Here is a 24,539-nt window from a genome sequence, read left to right as displayed (position 1 = left end):
GTTTTCGGGGATTTTTGAGCCCAATTTGAGGGCGGGAAATCATATTCTCTGCAGCTTCGCGCTATCTCTCTGAAATTAGACGGAAGAATTTCGCGAATATTTTATTTTTCGTAGCGTCACTATATTTACAAACCTAGCAACGCTATGTACATACGGCATCAGACAGAGGAGGTCTGCAGGCCAAGGCTGTTTTCTTAGGACTTTTGAGATTTGGCAACGTCAACTTCGGGACCGTTTTGCGGTGTTTGAAAATGGCAGTGTCAATCCAGCCCGTCATGGTTCCCCATTATTTCCATGACGGGCTGGTCGATCCGAATGAGCGCAGGTTCATTCACCTTCCTAGTGATCGTACCCAAACTCGGATGGCATGATATCTCGCGATGTCTGCCATCCGTTTTTTTATGGGAATCCGAAATATTGGTGCCGATTGGAAATGTTGGATGCCCTTAAATTATGTGTTGATCGCGGGCGCTGCCTTAAATGGTTATGGTGCGGTCAATCTGTTCATCTCATCCTTGCGGGGAATGCACAGAGTTTCGGGGCCGGACGATTATTGGCAGCTGCGGCTGTTCGTGTCGGGCACGGCTTTAACCTTCGGCCTGTTTTACCTCTATCTGTTCTTCAAACCCGAATTTGTGTGGCCGTTCCTGATTTTCGGGGCGGCACTCAAAAGCTGGGCGTGCGTGCTGAGCCTTGCGCTGTATAAAGCGGAAAAGCTGTCGCGAAAGGCGATGGCTGAGTTCGGCCTTTCCAACGGGTTGGTTGCCGGCCTGTTCTGGCTTTATCTTTGGTACGGTTTTCCAGCGGCCTAGGCCGCCGGATTTACCGAACGATTGGCAAGACCCTATCCCGCAACAGCCAAGCTGCTGCCTTCCCATGTCAGGAAATTCATGATTTCCGGCGAAGAAGGACTTAGCGCCATGGGGCAAGCGATGCCCGGCAGAATTTCCACATCATAAAGTTCGGCCACCGCGCCATCGATGCGGAACCACTCGACGCATGTCCCGCTTTTCGTATCAATGACCTGAATACCGCACCAGGGTTCGCTGTCGGCTTCCTTCAAACGCTCGTCCAGCGCCAGGCCTTCGAACCGTTCATAACGGGGCTTGGACAGGCCGACAAAGGCATAGTCCTCGTAAAACGCCAGCCCCCGCACAAAGCCGGGGCAGAATGCGCGCGGCACAAACTTGCCCTTGCCCGACGTAGCGCCTTCAACGACACCGATCTCGCCCTTTCCGGAGTTCAGGACCCACAGCTCGCCCTTATGCATCCGCGGCGAATGCGGCATCGACAGGTCGTTACATATGACCTTGTTCTTGGCGACGTCGATGACAATGCCCCCGCTCGCCCGCCGGTCCCGCCAGCCGTCGATCGTATCCGATTTGCTCACCGCCGTCACATAAGCCGGCGCGCCATTCTGCATCGCGAGGCCGTTCAAATGGCACCGATCTTCCTTGACCAGCTCTTTGGTGAAGGCGGGTTTCCAGAGCATCTTGAAGCTGTGCCGCGGATCCGGAGTGGCGAGGCAATTGAACTGCGTGTTGACGAACACCACACTGCCATCGCTCGTGACGCCAACATCATGCGCATCCAACAGGCCCGTCATGTGCACTTCCCGCGGCACGAAGCAAGCATCGAAGAGATTATTCACACGCTCATGCGGCGCCAGCGGATTCTGGAACGACATGATCTGGAACCCCGATGACAGGGACAATATGCCCTCGTCAAATGACAGGCCCATCGGCTTGGGAATCCCCGTCTGGTGCAGATGGGCGCCCTGGTTGTTCCGTCCCAGAAGATAGAGGAGACCAGACTGATAGGATGTGAACGCAACCGAAATGTTCAACCGCGCCAGCAAGGCGACGAGGCCACCGGATTGCGAATATTTGATACTGTTCGATTCCGGGGACGAACTTTCGGACGTCACAGGTTGCGGCGTGCTTGCGCCCTCTGATTTTTTCTTGGTCGTGTTCTTCATCTCGGGTCTCCTATTCATCAGCCTGCCAGCCGGCACAGCTCCCCAGTTGGAAAATGCTTCCTGATGCCGCGCCCGTCGCAATCGGGTCATCGGCGCAATGTCGTGTTTACGTGCCAGTCACGCAGCATTTGGCGGAGCGCCCGAAGCACTCCGCCAACTGCATTTGCGATTACCAGTTGATCCGCAGACCTACTTTTCCGGTTCCGGCGGTGGTTTTCTGGTCGAGACCGAAATCCACATCCGCATCGAAAAACAGCTCTGTGTTTTTCGACATTGTCAGCGTGGTTCCAAGACCCGCATCGACCCATGTCTTTTTGGGCTCAAAACCGCCGACCGATTGACCTGCATTGGTCAGCTCCACATCAGCGCCCGACAGATTGTGCCACAGGTTCGCCTTGAGGTACCCACTGAACAAGCCGCCTTCAGCGTTATATTTTTCGCCTTTGGTGGTCTTGAGGCGGAAACCGACACGGCCGATCAGGCTGTTTTCGATATCAACCCTGTTTTCGGCCCCGCTGCTGTCGAGAGCGGTGTCGAACTTGGTGTTGCCATAGATCAACTGGACTTGCGTTTCGAACTCGGCACGCTCTGCCAGCTTCAGCGCTTTACCCAGTTCCACAGATCCCAGCCACGTGCGACCGTCTGTCTCCAGCGTCGTACCGTTCCGGCCGATCGCCTTGGCATCGAGCCAGTTCGACTGGATCACAGCATTGGCGTACCATCCCGACGGAGCATAGTGGGTTCCATAGATGCCGGCCAGCCAACCATCGCTTTTCGAAGTACCCGACTGACGAGCGGTTCCGCGGAAGACATTCTGGTCGGACGAACTTCCATCGGCATGGCCCGCATAGATGCCGGCAAATGTCGCAGAGCCGTCGCCCTTGATATTGCGGACGATATCAAGACCCATCTGCAGACCCGTAATGGACCCGTTGGACTTCACATCACCCAATATGCGCGAAGAGAGACGTTCACGGAAGCCTTTGCCGACGAACCGTCCCCACAACCCGCTCATCGCGCCGCCACTATATCCGCGTTTCGCAAGATGCTCTTGCTCACCAACGCGCTCGTGCAAGGTGCCCAGGAAGGTCATTGCGATATCATCGCTCAACCGTGCGAACGAAAGGGTGGTTGCGGCAACATCGCTGAGACCTGTGGTGCGCAGATACCAATCCTGGTCATTGGGGTCAGCGATGCCGCCGAGGAACAGACCATAGCGGAAGCCGCCCGCCTGAACGTTTTCGTCGAGCAATCGGAATGCTGTTTGGTCGGACTTCCCACCAACCTGAACGAGCTTGATACCATCGCCGAGGGTCAGACCCCCTGTGCCGCCCACATTTTTGACGACAATCAGGGTGCTGCCGATGGCATTACCGGCAATATTGAGTGTATCTGTCGGCGAATTGTCACCATCGAGCACAGTATCCAAGCGCACTCGCCCATTTGCACCGGTGAAGTTCGCAGTGACATTCAACTTGTCGCCTGCTTTGCCAACCGTACCGCTGAGATTGACTAATCCGGCGCTCGTAAAATCGCCGACAATGCGTGCATTGCTGTTGCCACTCACGTTGCCCACCAGCAACGTACCGTTGGACGCGACATTGACATTTGCCGTTGCGACCAGGCTGTTTGCAGCGTTGAGGGTGGCACCGTTGTTCACATTCAGCGCCCCGGCGGTGATCAGCGCATCGCTGAAGCCGACAGTTCCCGCATTGAAATTGATCAACTCCCAATTTGTTACACGCGCACCGACCAGGTCAAAACTTCCTGCACCGTTCAAGTTGAGCGTGTCCACAAAACCATCCGCAGCAGCAAAATTGTCCCCACCATCCAGCGCGGTAACCCCGGCGAACGCGGCCGTGCTCGAAAGCAGGATGTTCGCCGTATCGCTTCCGTCGCCGAGACGAACAGTACCTGTGATGACGGCGCCATTTGCAACGTTCAGAACGCTATCACCCAGATCGTTGGTGATGGCATTTCCGGACGTTGCGGAAACATCCGCTGTCGCTGCAAGATTTATGGTCGTCAACTTGCCAGCCTTGCTGGTCGTCGCCACGCCCACGCCCGTTCCGCCAGCAACTTTTCCGCTGATTGAAACGGTCGATGCTCCTGTGCCGTCGTTGATGACATCCAGGCCATCGATACCGCCGGTTACATTCTTCACCGATACCGTTAGTGTCGACGCAGTGGCGGCATTTTCAATATGCACACCATCGCGCACACCCTTGATGTCGCCCTTAGCATCCAGCGTGGTTGCGCCTTTGCCTCCGTTGAACGCGACAAGCCCGTCGGTCCCGCCTGTGACGTTGTTGGCATTGATGGTCAGGTTGAGACTGTTGACTTCATTCGATGCAGAGATGCCCGCATTGGTTGTCCCTGTAACCGTACCGGCCGCCGTGATGGTGGTCGATCCGTCAATACCGTTGTTCAACGCCAGGATACCGTTGACGCCCCCGGTGATCGAGCCCGCCACATTAGCTGCATTGATTGTCAGATCTTTCGCCGACGCCGAGTTGTTTACCGAGATACCCTTTAAAACGCCTTCTACCACGCCGGACGTTTTAATCTCGGTCGAACCTGTCCCTTGATTTATGGCGAATATGCCGTCTGTCCCACCTTTCACGTTATTTGCGCTGATGGTGAGGTTAGCTGCGCCAATGTTGTTTTGAACGGTAATGCCGGTAAGTTTTGTACCCTCCACACTGCCAGCAACAGCGATCGAGGTAGATGCTCCCTGACCGAAATTGGTGACAATTATACCGTTGTTCGCTCCCACGATCGACGTCGCGATATCAGCCGCAGCGATAGTCACATCTTTCGCAGATTCGGCATTGAGAACGTTAATCCCTATCCGGCCAGCGTTAACATCCCCCCGAACGGTCAATGCGGTAACGCCTTTACCATTGTTGATGGCGTCAATACCGTTTTCGACGTTCGCCGTGACATCTACCACATCAATGGCAAGGCTCTCTGCCAAGGCCTGATTGGTGACGGATATTGCATTACCAACGGTTCCTGTGACGAGACCTGTAGTCCGCACCGAAGTCGATCCGGTACCCTGATTAAGGGCGATAATGGCTTTCTCACCACTCACGATATGTGCGTTAATTGTCAGGTCACTGGCCGAGGCAAGATTGTTCGCGCTAATGCCTTTGTTATCGCCTGCAACCACGCCAGAAGTTGTGATTCGCGTAAATCCAGTGCCGGCGTTCAAGCTGTAAATGCCATCGGTGCCGCCGCTCACATCGGCCGCATTGATGGTGAGGTTGGCTGTCCCGCTATTGTTTTGAACATTTATGCCAGCCAGATTTGTGCCAATTACATCTCCCGCGACAGTGATTGAAGTAGATGCATCTTTGCCGGAATTATTTACGACTATGCCGTTATTGGCACCTGTTATCACAGCCGCTGGATTGGCGGCGATGATTGTCACATCCTTTGCAGTTGCGGCATTCTTTACATCTACACCAATGCGTCCGGCGGTCACATTTCCTCTGAGAACAATAGAGGTAAAGTCAGAGCCATTATTTGTCGCATCGATTGCATCAGCTGAACCGGTAACATCCGTCGCATCAATCGACAGGCTGGTCCCTTCATTCACGGCCAAGATACCTTCGCCGTTTGCGCCACTGACAAGACCCGTCGATTTAACCAGAGTAGAGCCGGTTCCCTTGTTCGACGCGTTGATGCCTATGGTGCCGCCAGTGACATCATTGGCACTGACGGTCAGGTTGAGGGTATCTACCTCGTTGGTGGCATCGACGCCGCTGCCGGTCGTGCCGACAACCTTGCCCAGGCTCGACACGTTGGTGGAACCACCGACGCCGTCATTGACCGCGCGGATACCAGCGAAACCTCCTCCTGTAATCGTCGCAGCCGCGTTCGTTGCATTAATTGTCAGATCTTTTGCGGTCGCCGCGTTCGTCGCGCTTATGCCAAAATCTGCGCCACGCACATCGCCAGTCAACGTCAATTGCGTAAAACCTATGCCACTATTCTGTACGAACACTCCGGTACCGCCACCGGTCACCTTGTTTGCTGTGACAATCAGATTGGTAGAAGCATTGTCATTTGTGAGATCAATGCCGTTATTCAATGTCCCGATCACCTCACCAAGTGCAGTAACATTTATCTCGCCGACAGCTCCACTTTCCATCTCTGCAATAATTCCGTTGTCACCGCCTGTGACACTATTTGCAAATATGATAATGTCTTTCGCGCCGCTATAGTTTGTCGCGCGAATACCGTCACTTACTGAGCCAACAACAGCACCGGCAACCGTTATATTCGTTGACCCGTCAAGGCCGTAGTTTTTAGCGAGTATACCGTATTCACCTCCTAATATCGTAGGTATCAACACGCCAGTTGCATCCGCAACCGCAAGCTTCGTCGCATTGATCGTCAGATCCTTTGCTGATGCAGCGTTCGTTGCATAGACGCCATTGTCATCAGCACCGCCCGTTACATTGCCGCTTACGGTTATTGTTGTTGAACCAGTGCCCTGGTTTTCGGCGAAGATACCGTTACTCAAACCGCTCACATTAACCGCAGCGATAGTCAGATTCTTCGCCGCTGCGGAGTTGTAGGCATAGATACCGTTTAATTCTTTGCCTTCGACGTTGCCGGTCGACGTAATGAAGGTTGACGACCCATTTCCAAAATTGGTGACATCAATACCTTCTTCACCCGACACATTGACAGATCGAACAGTAATATCTCCAGCACCGCTGCCATAAACGACGATGCCGTCTTCATCGGTACCCGTTACCGTGCCTGTCGAGATAACGGTGGTTGCGCCAGAACCATAGTTCAAAGCCAATATGCCGGTTGAAGCGCCAGAAACATCTGCCGCAGTAATGGTAAGGTCAACTGTGCCAGTGTTGTTCGTGGCGTCGATACCGTTGTACGACCGGCCTACAACTTTACCGGCAGCTGTAACAGAGGTCGAACCACCCACGCCGTCATTGACCGCAAGGATACCGTTTACACCGCCCTGCACGGTCGCAGCACCTGCAACCGACAAAGCGGTAGACGAGATGGTGAGATCCTTCGCCGAAGCCGCGTTCGTCGCGTAGATGCCGTTCCCGTTCACACCACCAGTGACTGCTCCGCTGGCTGTCACAGTCGTAAAGCCTGTACCCTTATTCTCGGCAAAGATGCCGTCGGTGCCGCCGGTGACATTGTTGGCGTTGACGGTCAGGTTGAGGGTGTTGACCTCATTTGATGCAAAGATGCCTGCATTGCTTGTCCCTACCACTGTGCCAGCTGCCGAGACCGTGGTCGATCCACCGACGCCACGGTTGATCGCGCGGATGCCGTTATAGCCGCCCTCAATCGTTGCGTTCGCATTGGTGGCGGTGATGGTCAGGTCTTTCGCGGTCGTCGCGTTGTCGGCGCTGATGCCGCTGAAGGCCGCCCCGCCGGTGACGTTGCCGCCTACTTTGACCAGAAAGAAGCCGCTGCCATCATTGTCGACCAATATGCCCGCCGTGTTACCGGACACATCGCCAAGTGCGTCCACCTTGATGTTGGTGCCACTTGCAACGTTCGATGCGCGGATACCTTCAGCGGCCTGCCCGGTCACAGCGCCGGTCGCGGTAACATTGGTTGCGCCCTTTGCGTTGTTGACCGCCGAGATGCCGATCAAACCACCCGTTACGTTGTTGGCTTCAATGGTCATATCAAGACCATTCTGGTTATTGGCCAGGCTGATCCCGTTACCGGCCGTGCCTGTTACCGTACCGGTAGCCTTTACAAGCGCATTGCCGGTGCCATTGTTGATCGCAAAGATACCATTTTGTGCGCCATCGACGTCGTTCACTTCCACGCTCAGCACATTGCCGGTCGCCGGATCGGCGGTGCCCACCGCTGCATTGCTGACCTCAACGCCGTTGCCAGTGGTTCCGACAATCTTTCCGGCGGCCTTCACAGTGGTGAAGCCCGTGCCATTGTTCACCGCAAGGATACCGTTGTCACCGCCCTGAACCGTCGCTGCGACCACACCATTCGCGTCGGCCACCGCAAGCTTCGTCGCGTTGACCAAAAGATTGCGCGCGGTTGAGTCATTGGTGACGTTGATACCGTTGAAACCAGCCCCACCGGTCGCAGTGCCTGTCAGCGTCACACTGGTATCGCCGGTGCCGTTGTTGATCGCCTTGATCGCGTTCAAAGCGCCTTCGACATCATTGGCCGTGACCGACAGATCAACTGTGCCTACCTCGTTCACCACGTCGATGCCGCTGGCGGTCGTGCCGACAACTTTGCCCAGGCTCAACACGGTGGTCGAACCACCCACGCCGTCATTGACCGCAAGGATGCCATTGACGTCACCCTCCACTGTCGCAGCGCCTGCAACCGACAGGGCGGTCGACGTGATCGTCAAATCCTTCGCCGAAGCTGCGTTCGTCGCGTAGATGCCGTTATAGCCCGCTCCGCCAGTTACGCTCCCGTTCAGAGTGATGGTTGTGTTGTCCGTGCCTTTATTAATCGCTTTAATGGCATCCAACGCACCTTCGACATTGTTCGCGGTAATTTCTAACGTCGAAGTATTCGCGCCATTGTAGACATAGATTCCATTACTGGCTGTGCCTTTGACAAGGCCGGCGACGTTGATGACGGTTCCGTTCGAGCCCTCATTCTGCGCGAAAATGCCGTAGTTGCTGCCCGTGATGGAGGCGGTAGCGGATATGTCGTTCGAAAAAACCGACAGTCCCTGCGTGTCACCATTGTTAATGGCGCGAATGCCGTCGCCATTTTTGCCATCGACGATCCCGTTGATGATGATTGTCGAAACGCCATTGCCGTTGTTGATGGCCTCAATGCCATCCCTTCCGCCGGAAACAATATTGGCAGTGACCGACAAATCGCCCGTCGACCCGTTGTTTTCGGCGTGAATGCCATCTCGCGAATTGCCCGTAGCGGTTCCGGTCACGCTAAGGACGCTCGCCCCAATGCCATTGTTGATGGCATAGACACCGTAAGTGTTGCCTTCGACATCGACAAGATCGATGGTCAAATTGATCGCGTCAACACCGTTGATGGCGCTGACCCCAACGAGCTTCTGTCCTGTAACTTTTCCAGTTGATGTGATCAGGGTGTCACCTGGTTCTTCGTTTGTGACAGCAATGCCATTTTCTCCACCGGTCACCGTGCCGACATTGATGTTGACGATAGGTTCATTCGCCAAAATGCCGAAACCACCGGACGAAGCCGAGAAAATGGAAATGGGGGTGGGCAACGTTTGACCAGCTGCGGCGGTGACAGCTATGCCATCCCCGTCCGCGCCACCGTTGACGGTCCCGGTCGTCGTGATCGAGATCGTACCACCGCCATTTACAAAGCCGCTGATCCCGCCTGTGCCGCCGGTCACATCATGGGCGTCGATGACCACATCACCACCGCCGAAATTCTGAGCGACGATGCCGACCGTCTTTGCGTTGACATCATTCACGTCGATATTGACGTCGAAACCTTGGCCACCCTGGACAACATGAACGCCCGAACCCGCCGTTGAGGTGATCGTGCCAGACGATGCAATGGAGGTGCCGCCTTCCGCAAAATTCTTCGTCACAATGCCCGCGCCAGCCACGATGTTGGCGACATCAATGTTGATATTGCCCTGCGCCGTGTCCGCTTGAATGCTCGCGTCAACGCCGACCGTGGAAATATTGCCCAGTGCAAATGAATTCAACGTGCCGGTGGATGTAATGTTGATGTCGCCGGGGCCACCACCGTTTCGTGTGACAGTGATCGCTTTTTCACCACTGCTCACATCCGCAACATTGACGTTGATGTCGCTCGTCAATCCATCGGTGAAGACGCTGACGCCATGTGAAAAGCCGCCGGATATCGGTCCGGTCGCCGTGACATTGGTCACACCCAAACCGACATTCTCGGCCGAGATGCCCATGTTTGAGCCACTTACCTGACCCGCATTGATATCCAGACCGTTACCGAACGTCTTGACGCTAATACCGCTCCCGCCCGTCGCGCTCACCACACCTGCGGTGGTGTTGACGGACGTCAGACCCGACCCGTTATTGGTCGCCAGGACTCCGTTCGATGGACTTGTGATGTCATCTGTTTCAATGTCGAGGTCCGTGGCGCTGGCCGCATTGGTCGCCTCCACGCCGGTGACCGGCACGGTTGCGCGTATGATCAGAGCGCCATCTCCATTGTTGACTTCAGCAACCGGAGCAGGCGCCCCGCTGTCGACAACGACCGTCACATCCTGAGCCTGCGCCTCCGAAGGCACCGCCATCGCACCGCCAAAGGCGAGGGCGGCGGCCATCGCGGCGACCGAAACAGACTGCAAATGACCGACTTGCGGCGCATAGCTGGCGACCTGACCCTTCCATTTTGTCATGCGACCTCCGCGAAGCATGATGGAGGTGAAGCCGGCGCGCGCTTTTGATTCGATATTCATTTGCTTTTCTTTTCCTAAACTTGGGGTCGGAATTGACGTGGTTTAAAGATAGTAATGCTATGGTTATTAGATAGCATGACTATGTATGTCAACTTGACGCGTTTAGGTGCCCGCCGGAAAAGCGACGCGTTCGCGGGTTGTCGTTGATGGAAAGGGGGAATTTTTGGGAGGTGCGGCGATCGTGCGCCTTATTCCCCTCCCGCTTGCGGGAGGGGAATAAGGCTACTATTTTCCGTCAGAAGGAAAAAGGGAATAAGGAGGAAAGGGATTGGTTCGCGCGAAGGCGCGAAGGCTTTATTCTAATTTCTCCGCGAACTCCGCGGACTCTACGTGAACCGGAAAAGCGATGGTATCAGGTTCACGTAGAGTTCGCGGAGTTCGCGGAGAGAGTTTTCAAACGCCGTCATCCTTGAGCCGAAGGCGTGCAGAGCACAATTTATTTCACCTCCGGTGACTGCGTTTCAGGGTCTTATTTTTCAACGCCGAAGTACTAAGACCCTGAAACAAGTTCAGGGTGACGGGGTTGGGTGTTCAGGGTGACGGGAGGGTGAAATATGCTCCCCTCTTCCCGCGGTCGGGAGGGTATTGTAACCCTCAACCGTATTTCCGCAAATCTTGCCGCTCGACCCAATGGGCGTGGGTGCCACTTGATATTTTATGCGGCAAAGCGATGCGGCAGATGGGGCCTTCGGAAAACCGTTTGCAGTCGATCAGGATACATTCCGACGTGCCGCGGTTTTCGTCGATAACGAAACTGACCAGATAGCCGTCATCCTCGTCCTTTGCGTCGGTGCGCGGGGCGAAGGGGGCTTCGCTGCCGTAACGACCATCCTCCAGCATCACCTGTTCGGACGCACCGGCTTCCAGATCATGCTTCACAAAACCATTGAAGAGGAACCAGCCCGGCTTCGACGTGGTGCTATAGGCATAGCGGTAAGGAAGACCCAGAAAGCGCTGGTTCATCATCCCGAATTCGAGAATGCGGTCGTCAAGCCGTTCTTCTTTCGTGGTCCCGTCCGCCAGATTGAAGCGCCAGCGGTGCAGCTTCGGTTTGAAGCTATGCTCATCCACATAGGCCATCATATGCGCATATTCGCCTGCGCTTTCGATGGGCGGCGGATAAGGGTCTTCTTCGAAATAGCCGTCGAGGATGACTTCATCACCCTCTTCATAGGCGTTGATGAAATGCAGGACGAATGTGGGGTCGGCTTCGAACCAGCGAATGTCTTCGGGCTGGCCATAGCGCGGGATCAGCGCAAAGCGGGATGGCATCCCTTCGTGAAGGCGCGTGACGTGCACATCGCGCTTCAACAATTCTTCGTCCCAAAACAGCGGAAAGTCGCACAGGATGGACCAGTTCGGCGTGAACATCATATCGTGCGGAAGGCGTGGCCCCGGCAAGGGAACAGGAACATAATGCGCCAGTTTCCCATCCGGACCGACGACGCCATAATGCATATAAGGCGCGTGCTTCGAATAGTTGAAAAACAGAAGCTCGCCCGTGCGTTCATCGACCTTGGGATGTGCTGAAATACCATCAAGCGGAACCCAGGATGCGACGCCCGACTGATCCAGCGTTTCGGGGTCGAGAACATAACCCTCCCCACATTGGTAAAAGGTCGACACGGCCTTGCCGGCATGGACGATAATGTCGGTGCTGGACGAATCCTTGAGGCCGCCATGCGCACCGAAGCCGGGGCGCTTGGAGGTGCCGGTGCGGTCCATCAGCCCGCCCCAAAGCGAGCCGCCCGCGTCCTGCTCCGCCGCGAAGCAGCGGGTGCGGACGAAACGGTTGCGGTAACTTGCCTTGCCACCTGAAAAGTCAATCTGGTGGATCATACCGTCGCCATCAAAGGGGTGATAACGGCCAAGTGGCTGATGCAACTGGTTTTCGGTGTTGCGCAGATAGATGCCGTCAATATCGTCGGGAATGGCCCCTTCGATCACGTCAAGGTCAAAGGCGCTCACCTCCTCATGCTGCGGGGTCCACGCCCCGTTCAGATAAGGATGATTACTGGGCTGCAGCGTGGCCTTTACCGGCGGCAATTTTTCGACAAGCATAGGTCTCTCCTGCCCGTCAGCCTAGGTCAAAAGTCACACCTTGCGCAAGCGGCAGTTCGTTCGAATAATTGATCGTGTTGGTGGCCCGGCGCATATAGGCTTTCCAAGCGTCCGACCCGGACTCGCGTCCGCCGCCGGTTTCCTTTTCACCGCCGAATGCCCCGCCAATTTCCGCGCCCGATGTGCCGATGTTGACATTGGCAATGCCGCAGTCGCTGCCCGAAGCAGACAGGAAGCGCTCGCATTCGCGCACATCAGTCGAGAAGATCGAAGAGGACAGACCCGCGCCCACCGCATTTTGCAACGCGATTGCCGCGTCCAGATCGGTGTAGCGCATCACGTAAAGGATGGGAGCGAATGTTTCGCGCAGCACCGGGCCTACCTGTGCGGCCATCTCCACAACCGCCGGGCGAACATAGACGCCGTTCCCCGGCAGGCGCTCCCCGCCGGACAGAATGCCGCCAAGGGCTTTTGCTTCCTCAAGCGCCGCCTGCATCGCGGTCAGGGCTGCCTCGTCAATCAACGGTCCGGCAAGATGTGCGCTGTCCAGCGGATCGCCGATGGGCATTGAAGCCGCAGCCGCCTTCAGCGCGGGGACGAAGCTGTCGTAAAGGCTGTCATGCACAAAGAGCCGCCGCAAACTGGTGCAGCGCTGTCCCGTTGTGCCAAAGGCCGAAAACAACACCCCGCGCAGGGCAAGCGCCACATCGGCCTTGTCGCTGATGATTGCGGCGTTGTTGCCGCCGAGTTCGAGGATGGACCGGGCAAAGCGGCCGGCTGCCACCTGCCCAACTGTGCGCCCCATTGCCGTGCTGCCCGTTGCGGAAATGAGCGCGATGCGCGGGTCGGCGACAAGCGTGGCACCGACATCGCGTCCGCCCTGCACAACCTGGGAAAGATGCTCCGGCGCATCGCCAAAAGCGCGCACGGCTTGTTCAAAAATGGCCTGAACGGCGAGAGCGGTCAGCGGGGTTTTTTCCGACGGTTTCCAGATAACGCTGTTGCCGCAGACCAGCGCAAGCGCGGCATTCCATGCCCAGACCGCAACGGGGAAGTTGAACGCCGAAATAACGAGCGTCGGTCCCAGCGGATGCCATTGCTCCATCATCCGGTGGCCGGGACGTTCGCTGGCGATGGTCAGCCCGTGCAACTGCCGCGAAAGGCCGACGGCGAAGTCGCAAATGTCGATCATCTCCTGCACTTCGCCCAAGCCTTCGGACAGGGGCTTGCCGCAATCGATGGTGACAAGGCGCGCAAGGCTGTCCTTATGGTCCCGCAACGCATTGCCGAAAAGGCGCACCAATTCGCCACGGCGCGGTGCGGGTACCGTGCGCCATTCGAGGAAAACGTCGTGCGACGCGGCGATGGAGGATTCAATGTCGGCTGGCGAGGCAATCGACACCGAGCCGATCTGGCTGCCGTCTATTGGGGTGTGGACGGCAAGGTTACCACATGCTGACGCGCCCAGGCGTTTCAGCAATCCTTCAACTTCCTTCTTTACCAATGTCACACCCGTTCTCACCTTCGTCACCCTGAACTTGTTTCAGGGTCTTAGTTCGATTCCAAGCAAAAAAGTAAGATGCTGAAACAAGTTCAGCATGACGGTGCTAAGTGGAACTTGTCTAGTGATTTGGAAAAGTCTAGCGAGCGGCCATCAATTGGAGACAATCTATGGCCGAAATGGCAGCTTTTAACTGGTCCGATCCGTTCAATCTGGACGCGCAGTTGACCGAAGACGAACGCATGATCCGCGACACCGCCCACGCCTTTGCGCAGAGCGAACTCCAGCCGCGGGTCATCGAAGCCTATCGCAGCGAACGCGACGCGCCCGAACTATTTCCGCTGATGGGCCAGACCGGCCTTCTCGGCGCGACAATTCCGGAAGAATATGGCGGCGTTGGCGCATCCTATGTCGCCTATGGCCTGATCGCGCGCGAAATCGAGCGCGTCGATTCAGGCTACCGGTCGATGGCTTCGGTGCAGTCCTCGCTCGTGATGCATCCTATCTATGCTTATGGCTCCGAAGAACAGCGCCGCAAATATCTGCCGGGTCTGGCGGCAGGCACGCTGATCGGCTGTTTTGGCCTGACCGAACCCGATGCAGGCTCCGACCCGGCCGGAATGCGGACCTTCGCCAAAAAGGTGGACGGCGGTTATGTGCTGAATGGCACGAAGACCTGGATTTCCAACGCACCCTTTGCCGATGTGTTTGTCGTGTGGGCAAAATCCGAAGCGCATGGCGGCGGTATTCGCGGCTTTGTGCTGGAAAAGGGAATGAAGGGCCTGTCCGCGCCCAAGATCGAAGGTAAGCTTTCGCTTCGCGCCTCCACCACCGGCATGATTGTCATGGACAATGTCGAAATCGGCGAAGATGCCCTGCTCCCCGATGTCCAGGGGTTGAAGGGACCTTTTGGCTGCCTCAACCGCGCCCGTTACGGCATCAGCTGGGGCGCGCTGGGTGCGGCCGAGTTTTGCATGCACGCCGCGCGGCAATATGGCCTTGACCGGCACCAGTTCGGCAAGCCGCTTGCCGCCAACCAGCTGTACCAGAAAAAGCTGGCGGACATGATGACCGATATCGCGCTTGGCTTGCAGGCCAGCTTGCGCGTCGGCCGTCTCATGGACGAAGGCCAGTTTGCGCCCGACATGATCTCGATCGTCAAGCGCAACAATGTCGGCAAAGCGCTCGACGTTGCGCGCGCCGCGCGGGATATGCACGGCGGCAACGGGATCAGCGACGAATATCAGGTCATGCGCCACATGGTGAACCTCGAAACGGTCAACACTTATGAAGGGGCACATGACGTCCATGCGCTGATATTGGGCCGCGCCATCACGGGCATTGCCGCATTCTGACAAAAGAAAGGGCCGCCTGCGATATTCGCGTGCGGCCCAAGTAGTTGGCTATTCAGCCAGCTAGGGAGGAAAGTGTATCTACAAAAAGACACCCCTTCCCTCTAAGCGGCAATGGTAAATATTAACTTAACGGCAATTGGCGAAACGAAGATCGTTGCCGCGCCCGATCAGCAGGCGCTCATCCGGCGTCCTTCAACGGAAAAGGAAAAGGGCGCATTATTGCGGATGCCCTGCGACTGGATATGGATCAGACGCGGGGATTCCTTGCGGATGGTGGTCAAGCCCTGACCCTGGCCCTTACAGCTATAGCTCACCGTGACCGCAGTCGCGCTGGAGCGGACGACATAATGTTCGCACGCCGCAGCACCATGCTGGATCTGGACAAGCTTGGCCGGATCATTCACGCAAATCTGGTTGACAGGCGCACCTGACGGACCACCGCCCACCGCCCGCAAATGCCACATCCCGCGTTCAACGGATTCCAGCAACGACAGGTCGCCGCCTTGTGCAATCGCATAGGCGCCCGATGCCGCAGAAAGGGCACAAATGCCCGCGAGAGTGATGTGGGAGAATTTCATTTTCATATGCTTCTTGACCGTAAACCTTAACCAGTTTCAGCGAAGCGACCTTTTCTTTGTTACGTCTATAACAGCAATTGTTATAATAAGCACGATAGAATGTGGTATATGAACGATGAATGACTGTCAATTTGCGACAAATGTCACAATTCAGTTGTTGAAGCTTGCCAGACTCACCGGAAAGCGTCGCGAACAGAACTCGCAATCAACCACAATATCGCCTGCTTCATCAGCCATTTCGGCGCGATCCTCGGCGGGAAATTTCGCAATAACGTCGCGAATATGCGCCGGATCGCAGCGGCAGCCTTTGGTCAGCTTGTTTGCCTGTTCGACCCGCACTTCGTCTTCTTCGTGAAACAACCGCCAGACGATCTCTTCCAACGGAAGTTCGGGATCCGCCAGTTCTTCGGGCAGAACCGTGAAGGCCAATATTTCGACATGCTCCCACTCGGGATGGTCGAGGCGGACGTGCAGGCGCTCGCGGCCTTCTTCGCCCTCGGGCAAATGCTGCGCCAATATTCCACCGGCAACGCAGCGTCCATCCACATGGTCGACCGCCGCGCGAATGAAGGTCGGGATTTGCTCGGACTGGACAAAATAATTCTGCGAAGCCTCGGACAGGCAGGACCCTTCCAGCGGGACAATGCCCTGATAGCGGCCACCGCCTTCGGACGCGGGCTTTGCCCGATCGAAGGTTATCGCAAGATAGCCCGTGCCAAAAATGCCGAATAGCGTCGAATCGTGCGGAAGCGAAGCCACCGTCGCCGCATCGAACTGCGCATATCCGCGCAGCGCGCCATCCTTATAGTCGCAGGCGAGCAGGCGTATCGCGCCCTTTTCGGTCTGGACCTGCAGCGTGAGCTGGCTTCCCTGATCCTTCAGCGACGTTCCCAGCAAGGCCGTCAGAACAAGTGCCTCGGCCAATGTCTTTTCCACCAGCGGCGGATAGGCATGCGCCGACAGGATTTCGTTCAGCACGGAATCCAGACGCACCAACCGCCCCCGCGCATCGCGTGCCGGAATGGAAAAGCGCAAGGGCTGGTCGCTCAGGGTTTCAGGTTGCGAGGCCATCAGGTTCGGGCATCTGCCGGGTGGGTCATCCCAGCAATCCAAAGCACCACAGCAAAATCGACTTTTGCGCGTGAAGCCGGTTCTCCGCCTCATCCCAGATCAGCGATTGCGGGCCGTCGAGAACCGCGTCGGTCGCCTCTTCGCCACGGTGCGCCGGCAGGCAGTGCAGAAACTTGGCATCGGGCTTTGCGCCAGCCATCAACCGGTCGTTGACCTGATAAGGCATCATGGCCGCGATCTTGTTATGGGCATGCTCCTGCCCCATCGACACCCAGGTATCGGTCACCACGACATCCGCCCCGGCCACGGCCTCTGCCGCATCACGGGTCAGCGTGATCTGCGCGCCGGCGGCCTGCGCCGCTTCGACGAACTGGCTGTCGCTTTCATAACCCTGCGGCACGGCAATCCGGACGTTGAACTTGAAAATACCCGCCGCCTCGACGATCGAGTTCAGCACATTATTCCCGTCGCCCAGCCAGGCCAATTCCAGTCCCGGCAAAGCCTTGCCTTGTTCCGCAACGGTCAGCAAATCCGCCACAATCTGGCAGGGATGCGACAAGTCGGTGAGGCCGTTGATGACCGGAACGCTGGCATATTTGGCCAGTTCCTCGATCTTCGCATGATCATCGGTGCGGATCATGATGGCATCGACATAGCGCGACAGCACGCGTGCGGTATCGGCAATGCTCTCGCCCCGCCCGAGCTGCATCTGGCCGGACGCCATGAAGATACTGTCCCCGCCCAGTTGTTTCATCGCCATCTCGAAAGACGTGCGCGTCCGGGTCGAGTTCTTCTCGAAGATCATGCCAAGCGTATGCCCGGCGAGCGGCGCATCGCTGTCCGCTTTCCCCTTGGGCCAGCCGGTGCGCGCTGCTTTCCTGTCCATTGCGTCCGCGAGCATCGCCGCAATCGCGTCTCCGCCAGCGTCCGCCAGATTCAGGAAATGCCGTGTCATGCGGCTTCCGGCATTTGGTAGCTGGCAGCCCCTGCCGACAGTTTTTCCATGAAGATGGAGATATGGCTGTCGTCAATATTCAGCGGCGGCAAGACGCGGAAGGTGTTGTCCCCTGCGGCCACGGTCAGCAGGCCGTGATTGTCGCGCAAATGGGCAACAAAGGCGCGTGTTTCGTGGGTCATGGTCACGCCGAGCATAAGGCCCTTGCCCCGCACACCGGTGAACAGGTCGGGATAATTGCCGATAAACTGTTCCAGCGCCGCGCGCAGCTTGTCACCCGTTGCACGGACCTGCGCCAGGAATTCGTCATTGGCAACGACATCCCAAACTGCCTGGCAAGCCGCCATGGCAAAGGGGTTGCCGCCATAGGTCGAACCATGGGTGCCGACCACCATGCCGCGCGCCGCTTCTTCAGTGGCGAGGCACGCGCCAACCGGGAAGCCGCCGCCCAAGCCCTTGGCGGTCGCCATGATATCGGGTTCGATACCATATTGTTCATAGCAATAGAGCGTGCCGGAGCGCGCGACGCCGCACTGCACTTCATCGAGGATGAGCATTAGGCCATGTTCGTCGGCCAGCGCGCGCAGACCCTTCATAAAGGCATCGGACGCAGGACGCACACCACCCTCACCCTGAATGGGTTCAACCAGGAATGCCGCAGTCTTCGGACCGATAGCGGCTTTTGCGCCTTCGAGATCGTCGAAGTCGACATATTTGAAACCTTCGAGCAGCGGCAGGAAACCCTTGTGCATCTTTTCCTGATTGCTCGCCGAAATCGTCGCCATCGTGCGGCCGTGGAAGGCGTTCTTGAAGGTGATGATTTCGTACCGGTCGCTGCCTTGGCTCTGGTGGTAAGCGCGGGCGGTCTTGATCGAACATTCGACAGCTTCCGCCCCCGAATTGGTGAAAAACACCGTATCGGCAAAGGTCGTGTCGACCAACCGCTGGGCAAAGGCCTCGCCCTGCGGGCTGCCATACAGGTTGGACACGTGCATCAGCGTAGCCGCCTGATCCTGTATCGCCTTGGTCAAATGCGGATGGCCATGGCCGAGAAGGTTCACCGCGATACCCGCGGCAAAATCCAGAGCGCGGCTGCCGTCTTCGGAAATCAGCCAGGCACCCTCACCTCGCACCGGCCGGAACCCGCACCGCGGATAGACAGGCATCAAAGGTGTAATCGACATGGCAAATTCCTTCCATAGGTCCAAAAGGCAAAAAGCGGCCCCACGGGACCGCTTGCTTCTAAAAAGCCGCTATAAGCCTGCAAAAAGGGCAAATCAACCCACCGTGCAGGAGTCAATTTACCCCAAAAGGGTGTTGATGTTGATCTGGTTGGTCAATGTGCGATGCACGGGGCATTTCTCGGCAATTTCAATCAGCTTGGCGCGCTGCTCCCCATCCAAGGGGCCTTCCAGCCGGACGATCCGGTCGATCATATCGACTGGCTTTCCGTCATTTTCACCAGCCCGCTCTTCCTTGGAATGCTCCAGCGTTACATGCACTTTTTCCAGCGGCCACCCTTTGCGCGCCGCATACATTTCCAACGTGATCGAGGTGCAGGCCCCCAAGGCCGATAGCAGCAATTCATAAGGCGTAGGTCCATTGTCCGTCCCGCCTACTTCGGCAGGCTCCCCTGCGGCCCATTCATGGATGCGGGCCTTGATCAGTTGGGCATATGTGCCATCGGCGCTTTCAACCGTCGCATTTGGGTTTTCGGTCATATTTCCTTTTCCTTCTCACGCTTGGCGGCGGCAATCCGGCGGCGCAAATATCCAAATAGCAGCAGATGAAATGCCAGCGAGAGCAAGACGATGATGGCTATGATTTTGGCGGCGCTCAATCGCCACCTCCGCCATCACAACCACCAGCATCTGTTGGTCCGCAATCGGAACTACCGCCTGATGATACCGATCCGCCGGTCCCGTCGTCGCGTTTTTTGCCTTGGGTCTTCTGCCCGCCAGACGCCACCTTGAATACCACCCCAAGGCAGATTGCGACAGAAACCAGCGCCACGAGAACCGTTCCGCTCATGCAATTTTCCACTTCATGCAAAATCACTCCCGTCATCGGTCGGTGGGGCAATGGCCCGTTTCAAGGCCGCACTGGGCAGATTGAGCGCACGCAACATGGCCCATATTTCCTCACGCGCATTGGGCTGGGCCTTCCCGAGGTCGGGTAAAGTATCGAGATCGAACAAGGTCAGGCCAAGCGGAAACAGCTCGCGATATGTGACGCGTTCGCTTAGCCCCGGCACGATCCGGAAGCCAGCAGCTGGCGCGATCTTGTCGAGCGCATCGCGCACCTTGCGCTCATTATTGGTGGCGAGACTTCGCGACCGATTCTGCATGACGACCCAATCAAGCGGGGTGGAGCGCAACGCAATGCCGGGGTCTTTCAAATGTTCAACCAGCCGCGCGAAATTACCAAGCGTTTTGAAATCGCCCGTGCGCGGATCGATATGACCGAGCATGTCGAGGTCGATGAAGCTGTCGTTGACCGGCGTCACAATTGTATCCGCCATGAAGATGGCCTTGCGCGCAATGGGCGAGTCATGTCCGCCGACATCAATGACGATAAAGCTGTTGTGGATTCGCGCCATGCGCAGCTTCTCGGCCAGCTCATTCTCGTTCTGCTGCGCGAGCATGATCTGTTCAGGGCCGGGAAGCTTCACGCCATATTCGCGCTCGCTTTCCTGACGTGCCCATAATGCACGGTGTAGCGTTAGCTGGCGCAGGTCGACATCCAGCGCCGCCACCCGCTCGCCCGCATTGCACAAGGCGATGCAGGTGTGGAAAGCCGACGTCGATTTGCCCACCCCGCCCTTTTCATTGGCAAAGACAATGATATGCCCCTTGGGAGCGGACACGGGATATTTCATCCATGCCGGCTGGTCCGGTTCGGGCGGGATCTCAAAATTCTGATAGGCGGGCATGGGCGCCACGGGTGGTGGTGGCCACGGCTGTACGGGTGCAGGCGGCGGTGCCGCATCCCTCGCCTTACGCCGTTTGAAGCGGTCAAATAATCCCAACTGGCCTTGCCTCCGATTACGCTGGTGATGGCGGAAGGTGGTTGGTGTATCAAGACAATTTAATCTCGGGTAGCCATAGGGATTTGCGCCGAAAAGTTGCTACCCAAAAAGTCACATTCAATCTCCGGGGCCTGCCTCATGCAGCAGGTGGCGAAACTGACCGGACGAAGAGACCCACAAAACAGGGTTGATCAAGTGCATATCCACTTATTTTTGAACCCTCTCCTCATTCGCCACTCGGGCCTCTAACAAGCCAATCAGTAGTGCGGCTTGGGGGCCGAGATGCTGATCCTTTGCAATCCAATATTCATCGGCCGAATGCGAACGTTCGCTAATTCCGCCTCGGCTAATGGTAATGCTCGGAATACCCAGCGACATGGGCAGGTTTGCATCGGTTGACGAAGCATTGCGGCTCGGTTCGATGCCCAAATAAGAAAGGGCCACTTCGGCATGAGCGACCAACGGCGAGCCGATAACATTCGTACCTGCCGGACGCTTTCCAAGATCTTTGATTTCGACGGCCAGCAGCTGACCTTGCTCCTTTCCAGCATTCTCGTTGGTAAGCGTAGCGTCGATTGCAGATCGCAGAATCGAATCCAAAGCCGACAAACGGTTTGCGTCGGATGAACGCAAATCGATTTCGAACGCGCTGTCAGTTGGTATGACGTTGATGCCAAGTCCACCTGCCAGCGATGCAACCGAGTAGGTTGCCTTCGTACCGGAGGCTGCAACGGGTTCGGCGCGGTCGAGAAAACGGGCAATCGCTCGCGCTGTGGCATGATGTGGATTAACGGTCCCGAAGGCACCGTAGCTGTGGCCGCCCGGGCCCGTAAATTTCACCCTATATCGGTTCGATCCCACCGCGGTATCGATCAGTCGTCCCATCTCGCCGCCATCTATTGCGATGACGCTGCCGATGCCATGGCCTGCCTGAGCAAAGATATGGCGCATTCCGCGCAGGTCGCCAGTGCCTTCTTCGCCCACTGTCCCGACCAGCAGGATATCGCGTTCAGTCCCAATGTTATGACGCGCCAAAGCTTTGGCAACCAGTAAAAGCGACACCAGACCGCGCGAATTGTCACCGATACCGGGGGCGGTGAACCGGTCTCCGTTGCGCTTAACGGTCACGTCCACGTCTTTGGCAAAGACGGTATCGAGATGGGCAGCGACCATGACAGCGGAACCTGCGCCAGAGCCTCTGCGCCGCGCGATAACATTGCCGACTTCATCTATCTTAACGTCGAGGCCACCTATTTCGCGAAGCATCCGGGCAAAAGCTAGCCCGCGCGCTGTCTCTTCGAATGGGGGTGCCGGTATTTCAGTCAGTTCGATGAGCCGCTGGATAGCCCAGTCACGTTCCAGTTCCACGATCGTCGCCATCGCTGCTGTAATATCTTTACGCAAACCTAGATTCGCGATGGCAGACTTGCCCGCATCGACCGCGTCCGGTGTTGATGTCCGGGTAGCCGAGCTAAGCAAGTGTGGAATGGCGAATGGCGCAATGCCGCCATTGTCGTGCGCGATCCCGGGCGCGTAAGCGATCTTCCACCCCAGCGGCATATTCCGGCCTGCCAGCTTGCGCGCTGCGGCAAGAAAACCATGCCCTCTCTCAAAGCGCGTAAGTCCCTGTTTGTCGGCCTGCTCGTTTATGCGCAGATTAGGATCATTACGGTCGATATCTTCGGTCCCGAGCAAAATCGTCAATCGCCGTTGGAGCGCTTTTTCAGCGGATACGAGCCCATCAACATTGCCGCCCCAACCATAAGGGAAAGCTCTGTCATCCGGCATCGTGTACCAGCCGGAGTTCGCGGCAATCGCGGACTCCAAACGGGGCGCATTGGCAAAGGCGACATATCGGTGAACAAATTGCCCGCCGGCCGAGTGCCCGTATAGCGCATAACCCTTCTGGTTCCCGGCGATACGGCAAACAATATTGTCGAAGAGAGGCTCGATTGCCGAGAAAGACCATTTTGCCTGCGGGTTTTTGCGGCCGTCCTTGTCTAGAATATTGCCAAAATTATAGGAGTCTGTTGTTGGAAAATCGGCTCTGCCAAATGTTGGGACGACGATAATGAGGTCATGTTTGTCGGCCAGATCACGCCATTCGTCGCGATAGCGATCACCATCGCGGTTGACGCCGTGCATGACGAAAAGGATGCGGCTATTGGCTCCAGCCGTTTGCGGTTTGTGCACGAAAACCGGCAGTTTCGGCCCCGACCAACCCGAAAAAACGATCTGCGACGACCCGGCTGCCAATGTTTCGCATGCTTTTGCCATTGCGGGCGAAGCCACAAAAAATGCTCCGACGCATAGAAGCAGGCTGGCGAGGCGATAGATCGGGCGAACGCGCATCTTATGGTCTCCGGTTTTGTCTGGAATGGCCTTGCTGCCAATTACTTGTCCCGTGTTCCCTTTAACGCCAAATCCAGCGACGGTATCAAATTTTGCGCGAGTGCTTCGGCTGCCGCGCGAACCGCTATAGGATCAGAGTCATCTCCGACCTCATAGGTATAGGCTGGAATTCTATAGGTGGTGTTGAACCAGTTCTTCGTCGTACCCGAGCCGGGATTGGCATCGCGCGGTTCGATCTTGAACGGAAAGCCTGCAAAAGCGGTCTCTTTGCCGCCAAGCCAAGCTGCAAGGAACGCCTTTTCATGCGCTGTTGCCTCATCACCCTGCACATAGAACAGGTTCCGGTTTGTCGAATGAAAATCAAGCATGAGCGCTGGCCGTACTTGGGTCGGTAGCCGGGCGAGCCAGTCCGCGACCGCGCGCGTTTCCGGTTGCTTGAAGGTGCCCCAATCCCGGTTGAGATCTACGCCGCCCAGGTTAGCGCGCCAATGCCCACGCGCAACGCCGTCGGGATTGAGCAATGGAACAATCAAGAATTGGAACTGCGTGCGGTCAATGGCGCCCGAACGGATCAGCTTGGCAATTGTCAGCGTAAATGCGTCCATGGCCGTCGCACCGGTTACTTCGGGGGGATGTTGTCGCCCGAGTAGTACCACGAGGCGCGGGGCATCTGCGTTCCCGAGCCGCACGGCCCTGATCGGGTGGCCATCATGCGATCGGCCCAAGATGACCCTTTTTCCTTTCCCGTTTTTTGCGAGTTTTCCGAGTAGATCGTCATAATGACCCGATGTCACAATCGGCTGCCCGCTGACGACCCCTTCCCCGGGCGGCAGCGTTATCGATACCGCATCTTTATCCTGTGCAACGGTGACTGAAAATGCCGCTGGGTCGCCACTCCCGCGCCATTTCGGCGCATAGCGGTGGCGCGCAGCCATGTAGCGCACATTTACGGTGAGCTTGCCGCCTTCGACTGAACGATAGCGAAAAGCATACCAGGGGCTCGGGTTTATTGGTGGCAGATGCTCTGGCGTGACTAATATTGTCAGCGTCCGATCATCCTCCACATAGCAGGTTGAGCGCGATGCGCCTTCAAAGTCGAAATAGACGCTGCCCTGTGCTGTCTGGCATCCTGACGGCGCAGGCTTCGAACTGGAAGCGGGTGGCTGCGCGTGCGCAACCGACCCTATCCCAATAATCGCGGCGAGCGACAACCAAGTTCCTGCCCGCCGCATCAC

Annotated in this window: 16 protein-coding genes; 2 read left to right on the top strand and 14 right to left on the bottom strand. The window is 56.9% G+C overall.

The genetic code is table 11. The annotated features are described in order from the left end of the window. The first annotated feature begins 440 nt into the window (after positions 1-440). Positions 441-812, top strand: a complete 372-nt coding sequence (locus EUU25_RS16185) for a hypothetical protein (RefSeq protein WP_158902818.1) — start codon at positions 441-443, stop codon at positions 810-812. 32 nt (positions 813-844) lie between these two features. Here the strand turns inward: EUU25_RS16185 and EUU25_RS16180 are convergent, their stop codons facing one another. The 4 genes from EUU25_RS16180 to amaB form a co-directional block, all read right to left on the bottom strand. Continuing rightward, positions 845-1,978 (bottom strand): TIGR03032 family protein, encoded by a 1,134-nt coding sequence (locus tag EUU25_RS16180; RefSeq protein WP_158902816.1) that lies wholly within the window; start codon positions 1,976-1,978, stop codon positions 845-847. A gap of 169 nt (positions 1,979-2,147) precedes the next feature. After that, positions 2,148-10,403: an autotransporter outer membrane beta-barrel domain-containing protein gene (locus tag EUU25_RS16175; RefSeq protein ID WP_158902814.1), complete on the bottom strand. Its 8,256-nt coding sequence runs from the start codon at positions 10,401-10,403 to the stop codon at positions 2,148-2,150. Between the two features lie 594 nt (positions 10,404-10,997). Then, entirely contained in the window at positions 10,998-12,464 is a 1,467-nt protein-coding gene (locus EUU25_RS16170) for a carotenoid oxygenase family protein (RefSeq protein ID WP_158902812.1), read from the bottom strand. 16 nt (positions 12,465-12,480) lie between these two features. Next, complete coding sequence (amaB, locus tag EUU25_RS16165; RefSeq protein ID WP_343032372.1) at positions 12,481-13,995, bottom strand: L-piperidine-6-carboxylate dehydrogenase; 1,515 nt, start codon at positions 13,993-13,995, stop codon at positions 12,481-12,483. A gap of 140 nt (positions 13,996-14,135) precedes the next feature. Between amaB and EUU25_RS16160 the strand changes: the two genes are divergently transcribed. After that, the gene (locus EUU25_RS16160) at positions 14,136-15,320 is read left to right on the top strand and encodes an acyl-CoA dehydrogenase (protein ID WP_425505190.1); all 1,185 of its coding nucleotides are present in this window, start codon (positions 14,136-14,138) and stop codon (positions 15,318-15,320) included. 167 nt (positions 15,321-15,487) lie between these two features. Here the strand turns inward: EUU25_RS16160 and EUU25_RS16155 are convergent, their stop codons facing one another. The 10 genes from EUU25_RS16155 to EUU25_RS16115 all read right to left on the bottom strand — a co-directional run bounded on the left by EUU25_RS16155 (position 15,488) and on the right by EUU25_RS16115 (position 24,536). Further along, complete coding sequence (locus EUU25_RS16155) at positions 15,488-15,898, bottom strand: DUF3617 domain-containing protein (RefSeq protein WP_158902808.1); 411 nt, start codon at positions 15,896-15,898, stop codon at positions 15,488-15,490. Between the two features lie 150 nt (positions 15,899-16,048). Beyond that, positions 16,049-16,969 (bottom strand): Hsp33 family molecular chaperone HslO, encoded by a 921-nt coding sequence (hslO, locus tag EUU25_RS16150; protein WP_158902806.1) that lies wholly within the window; start codon positions 16,967-16,969, stop codon positions 16,049-16,051. A gap of 25 nt (positions 16,970-16,994) precedes the next feature. After that, positions 16,995-17,924, bottom strand: coding sequence for an ornithine carbamoyltransferase (gene argF, locus EUU25_RS16145; protein ID WP_158902804.1), 930 nt, complete (start codon positions 17,922-17,924; stop codon positions 16,995-16,997). After that, positions 17,921-19,108: an aspartate aminotransferase family protein gene (locus tag EUU25_RS16140; RefSeq protein ID WP_158902802.1), complete on the bottom strand. Its 1,188-nt coding sequence runs from the start codon at positions 19,106-19,108 to the stop codon at positions 17,921-17,923. The genes argF and EUU25_RS16140 overlap by 4 nt, the downstream gene beginning before the upstream one ends. A 117-nt stretch (positions 19,109-19,225) precedes the next feature. Beyond that, on the bottom strand, positions 19,226-19,645 hold the full coding sequence (locus tag EUU25_RS16135) for an OsmC family protein (protein ID WP_158902800.1): 420 nt from the start codon (positions 19,643-19,645) through the stop codon (positions 19,226-19,228). Beyond that, entirely contained in the window at positions 19,642-19,764 is a 123-nt protein-coding gene (locus EUU25_RS16655) for a hypothetical protein (RefSeq protein ID WP_281346997.1), read from the bottom strand. Before EUU25_RS16655 ends, EUU25_RS16135 begins: the two co-directional genes overlap by 4 nt. Continuing rightward, positions 19,761-19,955 carry a hypothetical protein gene (locus tag EUU25_RS16130; RefSeq protein WP_158902798.1) on the bottom strand — a complete coding sequence of 65 codons (195 nt, stop codon included), beginning with the start codon at positions 19,953-19,955 and terminating at the stop codon, positions 19,761-19,763. Before EUU25_RS16130 ends, EUU25_RS16655 begins: the two co-directional genes overlap by 4 nt. A 13-nt stretch (positions 19,956-19,968) precedes the next feature. Continuing rightward, the gene (locus EUU25_RS16125; RefSeq protein WP_158902796.1) at positions 19,969-20,952 is read right to left on the bottom strand and encodes a division plane positioning ATPase MipZ; all 984 of its coding nucleotides are present in this window, start codon (positions 20,950-20,952) and stop codon (positions 19,969-19,971) included. 207 nt (positions 20,953-21,159) lie between these two features. Further along, positions 21,160-23,304: a M20/M25/M40 family metallo-hydrolase gene (locus tag EUU25_RS16120; protein ID WP_158902794.1), complete on the bottom strand. Its 2,145-nt coding sequence runs from the start codon at positions 23,302-23,304 to the stop codon at positions 21,160-21,162. A 41-nt stretch (positions 23,305-23,345) separates the two neighbouring features. After that, complete coding sequence (locus EUU25_RS16115) at positions 23,346-24,536, bottom strand: M14 family metallopeptidase (RefSeq protein ID WP_246163021.1); 1,191 nt, start codon at positions 24,534-24,536, stop codon at positions 23,346-23,348. Positions 24,537-24,539: the final 3 nt, after the last annotated feature.

This window comes from Sphingorhabdus lacus (assembly GCF_009768975.1).
GTDB lineage: Bacteria > Pseudomonadota > Alphaproteobacteria > Sphingomonadales > Sphingomonadaceae > Sphingorhabdus_B > Sphingorhabdus_B lacus.
Note: the sequence above shows the minus strand (reverse complement) of the source record. Positions and strands in the feature narration are given on the sequence as shown.